Origin of the sequence: Sorangium sp. So ce590 (assembly GCF_051521365.1) — a bacterium.
Classification (GTDB): Bacteria; Myxococcota_A; Polyangia; order Polyangiales; family Polyangiaceae; genus Sorangium.
The window spans coordinates 4,640,450-4,653,470 of sequence record NZ_CP150346.1; the positions used below are offsets into that span (position 1 = coordinate 4,640,450).

The 13,021-nt window shown below is 73.1% G+C and carries 11 protein-coding genes and 1 pseudogene; 7 read left to right on the plus strand and 5 right to left on the minus strand.

The features are described 5' to 3' along the window. The first annotated feature begins 181 nt into the window (after nucleotides 1-181). The gene (locus WMF28_RS17435) at nucleotides 182-676 is read left to right on the plus strand and encodes a DUF4442 domain-containing protein (RefSeq protein ID WP_437603370.1); all 495 of its coding nucleotides are present in this window, start codon (nucleotides 182-184) and stop codon (nucleotides 674-676) included. A gap of 62 nt (nucleotides 677-738) precedes the next feature. Here the strand turns inward: WMF28_RS17435 and map are convergent, their stop codons facing one another. After that, nucleotides 739-1,488, minus strand: coding sequence for a type I methionyl aminopeptidase (gene map, locus WMF28_RS17440; RefSeq protein ID WP_437603371.1), 750 nt, complete (start codon nucleotides 1,486-1,488; stop codon nucleotides 739-741). A gap of 104 nt (nucleotides 1,489-1,592) precedes the next feature. On the opposite strand from map, the gene WMF28_RS17445 reads away from it, so the two are divergent. Together WMF28_RS17445 and WMF28_RS17450 are read left to right on the plus strand one after the other, a co-directional pair. After that, entirely contained in the window at nucleotides 1,593-1,910 is a 318-nt protein-coding gene (locus WMF28_RS17445; protein WP_437603372.1) for a LysR family transcriptional regulator, read from the plus strand. 29 nt (nucleotides 1,911-1,939) lie between these two features. Then, the gene (locus WMF28_RS17450; RefSeq protein ID WP_437603373.1) at nucleotides 1,940-3,838 is read left to right on the plus strand and encodes an inositol monophosphatase family protein; all 1,899 of its coding nucleotides are present in this window, start codon (nucleotides 1,940-1,942) and stop codon (nucleotides 3,836-3,838) included. Between the two features lie 136 nt (nucleotides 3,839-3,974). Here WMF28_RS17450 and gnd read toward each other — a convergent pair whose 3' ends face one another. Both gnd and WMF28_RS17460 read right to left on the minus strand, forming a co-directional pair. Continuing rightward, nucleotides 3,975-4,958, minus strand: coding sequence for a phosphogluconate dehydrogenase (NAD(+)-dependent, decarboxylating) (gnd, locus tag WMF28_RS17455; RefSeq protein ID WP_437603374.1), 984 nt, complete (start codon nucleotides 4,956-4,958; stop codon nucleotides 3,975-3,977). 108 nt (nucleotides 4,959-5,066) lie between these two features. Next, complete coding sequence (locus tag WMF28_RS17460) at nucleotides 5,067-6,101, minus strand: STAS domain-containing protein (RefSeq protein ID WP_437603375.1); 1,035 nt, start codon at nucleotides 6,099-6,101, stop codon at nucleotides 5,067-5,069. A gap of 305 nt (nucleotides 6,102-6,406) precedes the next feature. On the opposite strand from WMF28_RS17460, the gene WMF28_RS17465 reads away from it, so the two are divergent. The 3 genes and pseudogenes from WMF28_RS17465 to WMF28_RS17475 all read left to right on the plus strand — a co-directional run. After that, nucleotides 6,407-6,628, plus strand: a complete 222-nt coding sequence (locus tag WMF28_RS17465; RefSeq protein WP_012236178.1) for a hypothetical protein — start codon at nucleotides 6,407-6,409, stop codon at nucleotides 6,626-6,628. Between the two features lie 619 nt (nucleotides 6,629-7,247). Further along, complete coding sequence (locus WMF28_RS17470; protein ID WP_437603376.1) at nucleotides 7,248-8,516, plus strand: DNRLRE domain-containing protein; 1,269 nt, start codon at nucleotides 7,248-7,250, stop codon at nucleotides 8,514-8,516. Nucleotides 8,517-8,680: 164 nt separating this feature from the next. Beyond that, nucleotides 8,681-8,746, plus strand: a pseudogene (locus WMF28_RS17475) (hypothetical protein); the annotation flags it as partial. A 61-nt stretch (nucleotides 8,747-8,807) separates the two neighbouring features. On the opposite strand, the gene WMF28_RS17480 reads toward WMF28_RS17475, so the two are convergent. Continuing rightward, entirely contained in the window at nucleotides 8,808-10,409 is a 1,602-nt protein-coding gene (locus WMF28_RS17480; RefSeq protein WP_437603377.1) for a metallophosphoesterase family protein, read from the minus strand. A 129-nt stretch (nucleotides 10,410-10,538) separates the two neighbouring features. Between WMF28_RS17480 and WMF28_RS17485 the strand changes: the two genes are divergently transcribed. Beyond that, entirely contained in the window at nucleotides 10,539-11,795 is a 1,257-nt protein-coding gene (locus WMF28_RS17485; protein WP_437603378.1) for an SUMF1/EgtB/PvdO family nonheme iron enzyme, read from the plus strand. Nucleotides 11,796-11,881: 86 nt separating this feature from the next. On the opposite strand, the gene WMF28_RS17490 is transcribed toward WMF28_RS17485, so the two are convergent. Continuing rightward, complete coding sequence (locus tag WMF28_RS17490) at nucleotides 11,882-12,868, minus strand: aldo/keto reductase (RefSeq protein WP_437603379.1); 987 nt, start codon at nucleotides 12,866-12,868, stop codon at nucleotides 11,882-11,884. Between the last annotated feature and the right edge of the window lie 153 nt (nucleotides 12,869-13,021).

Genomic DNA, 13,021 nt, shown 5'->3' on the forward strand with positions numbered 1-13,021 from the left:
CCGCCGAGTTCGCGCCCCCTGCTCGCCCTCGGAGGCCGAGGAGAGCGCCGCACGCCGCGATGTCCGCGCCGCCGGCGCGGGCACGACGGCGGCGGCGCTGCCCCGGGATCCGCGCGCCGCCCGCGCCGCGAGCGAGGCGCCGGCCCGGCATGCGCTAAGCTCGGCGCCCTCAGAGGCCCCCATGTCCACCAAGCCGAACTTCATCGCCCGCTCGCTCGCTCCGCTCCAGGTGCTCCCGTCCTTCCTGCGTTCTCGCGCGCAGACGGTGCTGCTCCAGCGCATGGTGCCGTTCACGGGGACCGCCGGCATCCAGTTCGAGGAGGTGGGCTCGGACCGGGTGGCGCTGCGGCTCGCCAACGGGCGCAAGGTGCGGAACCACATCGGCGGCGTGCACGCGGCGGCGGCGGGGCTCCTGGCCGAGACGGCGACCGGCTTCGTCGTCGCCGTCAACCTGCCCGACGACAAGCTGCCGCTCCTTCGCAGCATGAAGGTCGACTACAAGCGCCGCACCCAGGGCGGGCTGCGCGCGGTCGCGACCCTGTCCCCCGAGCAGCGGCGGTCCTTCCTGGACCAGCCGAAAGGGGACGTGGTCGTCGCCGTCACCGTGACGGACGACAGCGGCGCGACGCCGATGGAGTGCGAGTTCGTGTGGGCCTGGGTGACCAAGGGGGTGTGACGCCGCAGCCGCCGGCGCGAGCCAGCGCGCGGCGCGCCGGTGCCGCGCGCCGCGCGGCCGCCTCAGCGCGTCAGGATCTCGCAGCCGTCCCGCGTGACGAGCACGGTGTGCTCGAACTGCGCCGAGAGGCTGCCGTCCTCCGTGACGATGGTCCACCCGTCGTCGAGCGTGCGGATGTGGTGCGATCCCAGGTTGACCATCGGCTCGATCGTGATGGCCATCCCGGCGCGGAGCCGCATGCCCGCCCCGCGCACGCCGGTGTGCGCGACGTGCGGCGGCAGGTGCATCTTCCGCCCGATGCCGTGCCCGCCGACCTCGCGGACCACGCTGCACCCCTCCGCCCGCGCGAGCTCCTCGATCGCCGCGCCGATGTCGCCGAGCCGCGCCCCGTCGCGCACGACCGCGATCCCCGCGTCCCGGCACCGCCGGGCGACGTCCACCACGTGCCGCGCCTCGGCGCTCGGCTCCCCGAGGAAGAACGTCGCCGAGGTGTCGCCGTGGTAGCCGTCGAGCTCCGTGGTCACGTCGACGTTGACGATGTCGCCCGGCAGGAGCACCTCGTCGCGCCGCGGGATCCCGTGACAGACGACGTGGTTCCGGCTCGTGCACACTGCGGCAGGGAAGCCCTTGTATCCGAGCTGACTCGGGCGGCCGCCTCGCTGCGCTGTGTCCTCGCGCACCCACCGGTCGATGTCCGCGGTCGTCACGAAGGGCTGGAGCCGCGCCCCGACGGCGGCCAGCGTCGCCGCGGCCGCGCGCCCGGCGCGCCGCATCGCCTCGCACGCGTGAGGCCGGAGGATGTCCACGTTCATGCGAGGCGTATGCGCGCGCAGCGCGCGCCCATCCAATACCGTTTTGATCTCGGGCGCCCGCGCGCGGCTCCTCGCCCGGGCGGCGTTCGAGTAGAATCGGCCGCGTGAGCCTGTCGCAGATCCGCTACTTCATCGCCGTCGCCGAGGAAGGCCACGTCGGCCGCGCCGCGCGCCGGCTCCACATCGCGCAGCCGCCCCTCAGCCGGCAGATCCGCGGCCTGGAGGACGAGCTCGGCGCGCAGCTGTTCGAGCGCACCGCGCGCGGCATGCGCCTCCTGCCGGCCGGCGCGGCGTTCCTCGACCACGCCCGCAGCATCGTCGCGCAGGTCGACGCGGCCGTCGCCGACCTGCGCAGCTACGGCGCTCCGCCTCCGGGAGACGCGCTCGACGCCGGCCGGTGCCGGCGCTCCGAGCTGGCCTAGGCTGCCTCGCGTGGAGCCACGGGACCGGCATGGGCTACGACGCTGAGCTCGCGCTAGCCGTCGAGGCGGCGCGCCGCGCGGGCTCGCTCCTCCGCGCGGAGTTCCACCGCCCCGGCGGCCCCCGCGGCGCCGGGACGCACGCCGACGCCGACGTGGAGGTCGAGCTCCTGCTGCGCGACGCGCTCACCCGCGCCACCCCCTACACGTTCCTCGGCGAGGAGACCGGCGCCCTGGACGGCGCGGACCCGTCGCACCGCTGGATCGTGGATCCGAACGACGGCACCGCGTCGTTCCTGCACGGCTACCGCGGCGCCTCGGTCTCCATCGGCCTCCTGCGCGAGGGCACGCCGGTGCTCGGCGTCGTCTTCGCGTACGCCTACCCCGACGACCGCGGCGACCTCATCGCCTGGGCGGAGGGCACCGGGCCGATCCGGCGCAACGGCGCCCCCGTCTCGTCGTCGCTCGCCGGCGCCACGCTCGATCGCTACGCCGTCGTGCTGCTCTCGCAGTCGGCGGACTACCTCCCGGCCCGCAACGCCCGGTGCGTCGCCCCCGCGCGGTTCCTCTCGCTCCCGAGCCTCGCCTACCGGCTCGCGCTGGCGGCCGTCGGCGAGGGGGTCGCCGCGGTCTCGCTCAGCCGGCCTCGCAGCTGGGACTACGCGGCCGGCCACGCGCTCGTGCGCGCCGCGGGCGGCGAGCTCGTCGACGACGACGGCGCGCCCATCGCGTACACGGCGCAGGGCGAGGGCGACATCTGCCGCCTGTTCGGCGGCGCCCCCGCGGTCGTCCGGGAGCTCGCGCGGCGCCCGTGGAACGCCGTCATCCACGGCCGCATCCCGGCGCCGCAGGGGACGTACGGCCTCCTGCGCCCGTCCCGCAGCCTGCTCATCGAGGGCGCCGGCGCGCTCTCCCGGGCCCAGGGCTGCCTGCTCGGCCAGCTCGCGGGCGACGCGCTCGGCGCGCTCGTCGAGCTCCGGACCGCGGAGCAGATCGAGGCGCTCTACCCGGGCGGGGTCCAGGATCTCGCCGACGGCGGGACGTGGAACACCCTCGCCGGGCAGCCGACCGACGACTCCGAGATGGCGCTCATGCTGGCGCGGTCGATCGTGCGCAAGCGCGGCTTCGTCGCCGAGGCCGCGCTCGACGCCTACGTGCACTGGTACGGCTCCCGCCCGTTCGACATCGGCAACACCACCGCGGCCGCCCTCTCGGCCGCCGCGGGCGCGCCCTCGCCCGGCGCGCGCCGCGACCGCGCGAGGGCGGCCGCGAGCCTGACCAGCGAGGCGAACGGCTCGGTGATGCGCGCCGCGCCGCTCGGCATCCTCGGCGCGGGCCGCCCGCAGGAGGCCGCGGCCTGGGCGCGCGACGACAGCGCGCTCACGCACCCCCACCCGGTCTGCTGCGCCGCCTCCGCCGCGTTCGTCGCGGCCATCGCCGCCGCCGTGGGCGGCGCCGGCGTCGAGGGCGCCTTCGCGATCGGCCGCGCCGAGGCGGAGCGGAGCGGCGAGCGCGTGGTCCTCGCCGCGCTGGAGGCCGCGCGCCGCGCGCCGCCCCGGAGCTTCTCGCACCAGGCCGGCTGGGTCCTCATCGCCCTGCAGAACGCCTTCTACCAGCTCCTCCACGCGCCCTCGCTCGAGCAGGGGCTCATCGCGACCGTGATGGCCGGCGGCGACGCCGACACGAACGCCGCGATCGCCGGCGCGCTGCTCGGGGCGGCGCACGGCCGGGACGCCATCCCGGATCGCTTCCGCCGCCTCGTGCTCACCTGCCGCCCGCTCCCCGAGGCAGGGGCGAAGCACCGGCGCCCGCCCGAGCTCTGGCCGGTCGACGCGATGCTCCTGGCCGAGGCGCTCCTCGCCTCGGGGCAGCGAGCGCAGCCCGAGGAGAGCGACCTACCGGAGAGCTTCCGGACCGGTGATACAGGTTAAATCATAATAATTTCAACAGTTTACATCCATTTTATGAGCCTCTCCAGGAGGATGAGAGGTTCCCGGGCGGGGGTGGCCCGGGCGCGCCGGGAACGCGCTCCCGGCTCGTCGCTCGAATGGCGGCCGGGAGCGCCGCTCAGCCCCCCGTCGGGCGCTCCAGGTGACCGCCGAACTTGTGGCGCATCGCCGACAGGACCTTCTCGGCGAAGGTGTGATCGTGGCGGGAGCGGAAGCGCGCGTAGAGCGCCGAGGAGAGCACCTCGGCGGGCACCGCCTCCTCGATCGCCGCCATCACGGTCCAGCGCCCCTCGCCGGAGTCCTGCACGAAGCCGCTGTACTCGCCGAGCTCCGGGCTCTCGGCGAGGGCGATCGCCGTGAGATCGAGCAGCCACGAGCCCACCACGCTGCCCCGCCGCCAGACCTCGGCGATCTCGCCGAGGTCGAGCGCGTACCGGTGCTCCTCGGGCAGGCGCTCGGTGGCCGCGTTCTTCAGGATGTCGAACCCCTCCGCGTACGCCTGCATGAGGCCGTACTCGATGCCGTTGTGGACCATCTTCACGAAGTGGCCGGCGCCGACCGGGCCGCAGTGGAGGAAGCCCTCCTCCGACGTGCTCTGCGCCGCGCGCCGGCCCGGCGTGCGCGGGATGTCTCCCGGCCCGGGCGCGAGCGTCCGCAGGATCGGCTCGACGAGGGCGAACGTCTCGGGGGCGCCGCCGACCATGAGGCAGTAGCCGCGCTCGATCCCCCACACGCCGCCGCTCGTCCCCACGTCGACGTAGCGGATGCCCTTCGGGGCGAGCGCCCCGGCGCGGCGGACGTCGTCCTTGAAGTAGGTGTTGCCCCCGTCGATGATCACGTCGCCCGCGCCGAGCTTCTCGCCGAGCTCCTGCACGACGTGCTCGGTCGGCGCGCCCGCGGGGAGCATGACCCAGATTACGCGCGGCGATGCGAGCTGCGCCGCAACCTCGTCGAGCGACGAGGCCGTCCCTGCGCCCTCCTCGCCGAGCTGCTTCACGCTGTCCTGGTTCAGATCGAACGCCACGACCTCGTGGCCGCCGCGCATGAGCCGGCGCGCCATGTTGGCGCCCATCCTCCCGAGTCCGATCATTGCGAGCTTCATCTGTCACGCTCCGGTTTGCGACGGCGGGCGTATCACGGGGAGCTGCGCGCCGCGCGCGGCAGGCGCCGCTCCGATCGGGGCGCTCCTTCCGCAGGCGGCCGGAGGCGGCTACCGCGGCTTCGGCCGGAGGACGCCCATCACGTGCTCGAGCGCGCTCTTCAGCGTGCTGAACACCGGGATCCCGTCCAGGCTGCCGCCGGCCTCCAGGATGTGCTCGACCATCACCGCCGGGACGCCGGAGATGATGCACTGGCTGCCGAGCAGCCTCGTCGCCGCGAAGAGCCGGAGGAGGTGCTCGATCGTCGAGGCGTCGGTCGCGTGCGCGCCGGTGAGATCGACGATCATGAAGCGGGCGGCGTGCTGGACGACCGCGCCGAGCACCTCTTCCATCATGCGCGCCGCCCTCACGCCGTCGATCATGCCGATCACGGGCAGCGTGAGCACGCTGTCCCACACCTGGATGAGCGGCGTGGACATCTCGAGCATCGCCTCGTGCTGCGCGCGGGCCCGGTCGAGCTGCAGCCTGAGCTCGAGCTGGACGCGCTCGAGCTCCTCGTTCTGCTCACGCAGCTGCGCGCTCGCGGCGGCGAGGTCGAGCGAGTTCTTGAGCATCGTGTAGGTCGCCCCGACGTAGAGCGCGTACGTGGTCGCGCTCGCCAGCGCCTTCCGGTCGATCTGGCGCTGGTCTTCCAGGGCGAAGAGCATCGTGCCGATCGTCTTCTTGTAGACCTGGATCGGCACGTGGAAGACGACGTCGGGGTCGTCGGCGAGGAGCCACGCACGCGCGCTGTCCGCCTCCCGCGCCTCGGCCCACGGCCCCTTGAACCACGCGGCGCGCTGCGCCTCCAGCGCCGCGACCATCCATGCGTCCACGACGACGCCGCCGCCCTCGGGCGCGCCGTACTCGAAGCTGCCGCGCTCGTACCGCGCCGCGACCCGCGCGCCGCCGCCGTCGTTGCCGAGCACGACGCAGAGCCGCTGGGACGGGACGATCCAGCGCGCGCTCGAGCAGACCTCTTCCCAGAGCGATCTCAGATCCGGCTGGCTCGCGAGCTTGAGGAGGATCTCGTTCAGGACGCCGAGGACGATCCACCCTCCGCCGGCCTCCGGGGGCTGGCCAGACTCTGGCGTCGGCGTCAGCAATCGACGTCGAGCGCGGGGCCCGCTGCGTGGGTCCGTGGTTCGGTGCGCTGCGAGGAGGCCACCGTCATGACGCTCCCCCGGGACGCTTCCGCGCAGAGCCCCGCCTCGCCGATGCGAGCGACGGGATCAGGACCAGATCGAAATCTCGGCACGGTGCATACTCCTCGCGCGCGGCGCGGTTGCATCCTACAGCGCAACCCGCCCGCGGTGGAGGGTCTCTCGCCCGGCCGGCCGTCGGGGACGCCGCCGCGCGCGCCGCGGCGCGGTGTGCGCCGCGCGCGGCCGTTGCGTGCTACCGCTAGGGCATGAAGATCAAGGCGCGTGACGGCAAGGTCTACGAGGTCGCCCCCGCTCCGCCCGGAGGGAGCCACGAGGTGCGGCTCGACGGCAAGGTGGTCGGCTCGTTCGTGCTCCTGCCCGACGAGACGCAGGTCACCGTGAAGAGCAAGCCCGCCACCGACGCGCTCCTCGTGGACATCGCCGATCGGTTCGTCGCCGAGGGCGGCGCGCCCATGGGCATCAGCTGATCCTGCGCCGACGCGGGGCCGCCTGCGGGCCCCACTCCCGAGAAAGGCCGGTCGTTCCGGCGCTCTCGTCGCGGCGCTCTCCTCGGCCGCCCTGTCCCGTTCTACCTCGACGGCGTCGGTGCTGCAGACTTCGTCCGACATCGTCATCCTGATCCTGACCGCATGTCGTTTCCGAGATAGCGCCGTCGCTCTGCCCGGAACCCGTCAACGACGTCGACCCGTTGCACCGCAGCGGCAGCCTGAGCGCAATCTCGCGCGCCGCTCTCCGGCGTCCTCGTCGGAGACGGCACTCGTCATACTGCTCCTGGCCGCGGTCGCGCCGCTGCGCCGGGCCGCGCGGAGGGGGAGGGAGGCGGCGTAAAGCGTGCGGCCATCTGAGGCGGCGCGCAGCGTGCGGGCGGGGTGCTCCTCGCTCCGGCCCGCACCAGGTCGCTCGACGCGGATGGGACGACCTCGGCGTCATGCCTACCTCTCCTCGTGTCCAACTCTGGGCGAGCGTAAGCGCTCCCCCAATCGTCACCGTATATCCGCCCGCCCCCCGCGCCCGACGCGTGAACACACACGCCTGGCCCACCCAGGAGCATTGTATACCGTGCAAAGGAGGGATATAAAGTTGATCATGCGATACATCCGTACAAGCGCCGCTGGCGCTTGCCTCTCCCTCCTCGTGCTTGCGGCGTTCCCCGGGACGGCGTCTGGGGCGACGACCGCGATCACGCTCATCATCAACCACGCCGATTGCGGCGACGCCGAGTTCTCACTGTACCTGAACGGGGTCCACCTCGGCACGATCCCGAGCGTCAACGACTGCGAATGCGGCACAACGACGCTCCAGAAGAGGTTCACCGAGCCCGAGGTGCTCGCCCTCTACAATCCGGCCACATGCAACGATGTCCGGGTCGATATCGCCAGGGGCGCGAATCTGCTCGTCGGCTTCGCGCGCATCCACGTCGATGGGACCGAAGGCTCGTCGTTCCTGTGCCTGCACGACGCGGTCTCCGGTACGTTTCCGTGCGGCGATCGCGACGTCTGCGACGGCTACAACCGCGGGCTGACGTCGCTCGGGAGCCACGACGGGGACGGCGTCGCGCCGGGCCTGGGCACGGGCTGCGACAACTGCGCCACCGTGAACAACCCGGACCAGGCCGACAGCGACGCTGACGGCATCGGCGACGCCTGCGACCCGTGTCCGCGCGGCGACAGCGACGGCGATGCCGTCTGCGACGCGGTCGACAACTGCCCGGGCGTCGCGAACCCGGACCAGGCCGACAGCGACGCCGACGGCATCGGCGACGCCTGCGACAACTGCCCGGGCGTCGCGAACCCGGACCAGACCGACGGCGACGGCGACGGCACCGGCGACGCATGCGTGGACGCGTGCGTCACCGTGCAGCGAGGCACCGCCGGCGAGGTCGCGGACGCCGGTATCTGGGAAGCGTTCCCCGACTACGGCGACGGCCGCGTCCCCTACAACGACTCGGGCTCCGCGCACGGCCTCCCCAAGCAGGCGCTCTTCAGGTTCGGGCTCGACAGCATCCCCGCCGGCGCCACCGTCACCTCGGCCGACTTCGGCGTTGTCGCCTACGGCGCCGGCGATCAGCGCGTCCGTATCCACCGGATCACCGCGCCCTGGAGCGAGGACGCCGTCACATGGAACCGCTTCGCCGCAAGCTACGACGAGGCCGTCGAGGCCGACCTGACGTGGGCCGGCCCCTATGAAATGACCGCCGATCTGACCGGCCTCGTCCAGGCGTGGGTCGATGGCTCCGCCCCGAACCACGGCTTCCTCGTCGAGGAGGATCCGCACGGGCGCACGTCGTACAGGTCGAGCGACCACCCCCTCCAGAGCGACCGACCCTGGCTCGAGATCTGCTACTTCGTTCCCTGATCCGCGCCGCGCGGGCTCGCCTCCGCGCCGTCCGCCGCCGCCGGGTAAGCAGGACGAGCACGCCCTGGTGGACGCCCGAGAGCGAGGACTCCAGGCCGAGCGTCATCGGGAGCTTCAGGCTGCCGGTCATTGCCCTGGCGGGGACCGTCGATGAGGATGCGCGCGTGAACTATGCGTGCGGCATCGACTCGTTCTCGTCCATCCTCGAGGCTCCCTGCACGCTGTCCGAAGCCATGGATCGTGCGCCGCTCCTCATCGCGAACGCGGCCGAGAATGCGCTGCGCTACATCCTCATCGGCCGAGCTCTCCCCGGGCTCCGCGAGGCGCGCGGGCGCCCTCGTTCACGCGCGCGGGGCGGAGCGGGTGCGTCTCGACGCGCCAGTTGCCCTCGTCCGTCAGCCGGATGGCCGCGAACCGGGCGATGCCGTCGAGGTGGCCGTCCGTCTCGTGGCCCAGCGTCGACGAGGGGTGCGCGTAGACGCTGACGCGACCGCCGCTCTTCGAGCGGTAATGGCCGAAGAACGCGAGGTGCTTGTGCCCGTGCAGCACGAGCGCGCTGTTCTTCCTCGGGTTCTTCTGCTGATACGCCGCGAGCATCTCGAGCAGGCGCGGGCCATCCATCGCGATCATGAACGTGTCGTTGAGCGAGATCGGCCCCGCGAGGCGCGCCACGTGGTGGTGCAGGAGCACGACGACCGGGCCGGTGCCCCGCCTGAGCGCGCGGGCCAGGCGCCGGAGCTGACCGCCGCCGATCTGCCCGATCGCGTTCGACCCCACGAACCGCGACCGGTAACGGTTCGAGTTGAGCCCGAAGATCCGGATACCCCCCTCGAGATCGAGCCGCCTCGGATACAGGCCGGCGATCGCGCGCAGCCGGCGCCGGGCCCGCTTGCGGGCCGGGATGTGCAACGGGGGCTGGAACGGGCCGCGCTCGACCCGGGTGAGCACCTCGATGAAGCGCTGCTCGCGCTCCGCTCGCTTCGTGAGGTACGGATCGGGCGACGTGCCGAGGTTGATGGCGATATCATGGTTGCCAGGCACCATGAGCACCTGCGTGGCGGCAGGGATGCCGGCGAGCGCCGCCTCGAGCTCGGCCCACTGCGCCTCTTCCCCGAGATCGGTCATGTCGCCGGTCAGCGCGACGAGCGGCGGCCTCATGGCCGCGATCTCCGCGACGAGCCGCCGGAGACGGCCTGTCAGATCGGCGGTGTCGGGGCGCGCGACGCCCTCGGGCCACGCGGCCGAGCTCTCCTCGATCTCGTACGGCTCGCGGCCGTCCGCCGTGAGGTGCAGATCGGAGAGCTGGCAGAGCACGAGCCGCCCGCCGGGGATCGCGTCCCCGGGGTCGGGGAAGAGCGTCGCCGCGCCGCCATACCGCAGGATCACGCGGATCGCCTCGCCCATGGCGAACGCGAGCCAGGCATAGAGCGAGATCCCGAGGGCGAGCAGCGCGAGCGCCACGCAGCCGACCAGGACGAGCGCCGCGCCGCCCCCGAAGGAGAGCCTGCCGCCCGCAGGGAACCACGCGAGATCGGACCCGACGGACGAGGCGAAAGGCCCGTCCGGCCGCGCAGAGACCCAGCTCGGGACCCCGATCTCCAAGAGATGCACGATGAGCCCGCCGGCGAGACAGAGCGCGGCGAGGAGGAGGACCAGCAGGATCACGCGATCGCGGACGACGTCGATGACGTCGACGACCTCGCCGAGCCGCCCCCGAAACGACGATCCGAAGTAGCGGCTCCCGTAGGAGATCTTCTTCCATGTCTCGGGCCGCCACACGCGGCCGCGGCTCGCGATGCGCGAGACGACCACGGCGGGGGCGACGATCAGCGCGAACAGGACGAGCACCGGCAGGAGCGCCAGGTAGAGAATTCGGAGGGCCGCCCTGCGCACGATGCCCCATTTGACGTGCCCCGGGCAGGACCGTCAAGGCGTCGCTCGGGCCGGCTGGCGATCGCGCGCGCTCTGAAAGTTGCCGAAATCGACGGATGTCCGTAGCCGTAAGCGCGAGGTCGCACGCCGATGTCCTGCCCCGAGACGCCGAACGATCCGGCCTCCGCGCCGCGACCGCCCGCGCCGAGCGCACCGCCGCCGGCGCTCTCGGCGGGCGTGCGCGCCGACAGGGCGCGCGGGGGCGGCCGCGGAAGGACAGCGGCCCTCGTCGCCGCGGGCGTGCTCGTCGCGGGCGCCGCCGTGTGGATCGGCGCGGGCGCCGCCGTGTGGACCGGCGAACGCGCGCGCCTGTCGAGGGCGCCGGTGGCGCGCACCGCAGCGCCGCTCCTCGCAGGCGCGCTACGGGAGCGCCCGGCCGCCGCGTCGGCCGCGCCGGCGGAGCGCGTGGCGCCCACCATGGATGATGAGGACCTCGCGCCTGCCACGCTGGACGAGCAGCGCGCCCGGCTGTTCGCGCGGATGCGGCGCGAGCTCGCGCTCTCCGACGAGGCGATGCGGCAGGTCGAGGCGATCTTCGCGGCGTCGCCGGTGCTCGGCCAGGGCAACCCCGCGCTCACGCGCCACCCGATGTCGCGCTCGGAGTGCCGCCGCATCCGGGAGATCGCGGGCGTCGAGCGGGCGCGCGAGCCGGCCTGCGGCGCGCCGGGGATGGTGCCGCTCTTCGACCCCACGCGCGGGCAGACGGCGGAGGACGCCCCTGTCTGCATCGATCAGCTCGAGTTCCCGAACATCCCCTGCGAGTACCCCGTGGTGCACGTCCGGGCGCGCGAAGCGGCGCTCCTGTGCAGGGCGATCGGAGAGCGGATCTGCGATGCGCACGAGTGGGAGGGGGCGTGCGCCGGCGCCCTGAGGGAGCCCGACGTCGAGTACGAGTGGGAGAGGCCCCGGAGCGAGGCGAGCTGGCATCACAACCTCCTGCGCGAGAAGGTGTGGAGCTACGGTCCCGAGAAGAACCACGCGCTCTGCGGCACGGAGAGCTCCCGCACGCCGGGATGCCCAGGCGGCGGGTGGGACCGCTGCGGCTCCAACACGTATCCGGCCGGCGCCTTCCCCGCGTGCCGGAGCAGCCTCGGGGTCTTCGATCTGCACGGCAACGTGGCCGAGCACATGAGCCTGCCCATCCTGCCCGACGAGCTCGCGCGGCGCGGCGATCGGGGCTTCACCGAGATGAAGGGCAGCTGGTTCGCGTTCTCGTCGATGGAGGTCCACGCCGACGACTGCCGCTTTCGCGCGCCCGACTGGCACGCGACGCGGCTCATGAGCAAGGGCAGCCACGCGAACTACCACCTTGGATTCCGCTGCTGCAAGGACATCGCGCCGCCGTAGAGCCCGGGCGGGTCGACGGCCAAGGCGCCGAGGACGGCAGAGAGGAAGAAGAGGCGAAGAAGAGATGGAGCGTGGAGGGGCGCCGTTCAGGCCTTGAACGTGTCGTAACGACCGGCTCGGGGCGCGACGCGCGCCTCGAGCGCGCCGCGCTCGGCGGGCGGCATGGGGAAGGGCAGGGCCCTCGCGCCGAGGTTCTCGCGCACCTCGGCGATCGAGGAACAGCCGATGATCACCGTGTCGGCGTGGCTCGCGGCGTAGTGGATGAGCTCGCCTGGGCTCGCGGCGCGATCCTGGAGCAGGCGGCCCGCGGCCATGATCTTCATGCCGATGACGCCGACGCCGCGCCGCCGCGCCTCCTCGACCACCGTCGTCAGGAAGGGGAGCCGCGCCGGATCCGCGGGGTTGATCGCGCACAGCACGGTGTCGACCGGATAGCGCCGCATCGCCTCGACGAGGATCTGCGGGTCGTGGTGCCCGGTGATCCCCACGTGGCGCACGCGGCCGTCCGCCCTGGCCTGCTCCACGGCCTCGATCGCGCCCCCCTTGCCAAAGATGGCGTCGAGCTCGTCGCTCTCGCGCAGATCGTGCAACTGCCACAGATCGAGGTGGTCTGTCCCGAGGCGGCGCAAGCTGTCGTCGAGCAGCCTGAGCGCGCCGTCGCGATCGCGCGCGTGCGTCTTGGAGGCGAGGAATACCTGCTCGCGGGCCCCCGGTCCGGCGGCGCGGAAGGCCTCACCATAGTAGTCCTGGCTCTGGTGGTACGCAGGCGCAGTGTCGCAGTACCTGACCCCGAGGCGCAGCGCCTCCAGGATCACCGGCACCGCCTCGCGGTGGCGACCGGTCGTCCGGAGGATCCCCTCTCCGCCGAGCGACACCGGCTCCACCTGCGCGCCGGTCCGCCCGAGCCTGCGCAGCGGCGCCGCCGCCGCGGCATCTCGCGGGGCTGCAGGCGCCCCGGGCGGCGCGCACCCGACAGCCCCGCCCGCCATGGCCGCCTCGGTCGTGGCGGCCGCTCGCAACACCCCACGACGACCCGTGTCTGCCCCTTCCGTCTCGCTCGGCTCGTTGCTCATGCGTCCTCCGGAGAAAAGTTCTACCAACCCGCCGGCCGTACGTAAACGGCGCCTGGATCCACAGAGCGCATACTTGCTCACATGAGCCCACTTGCGCGCATCTGGTGGTCTGCCAGCGCAGGAGCGCGCCGGCAGGGTTCGTTTCGAGCGCCC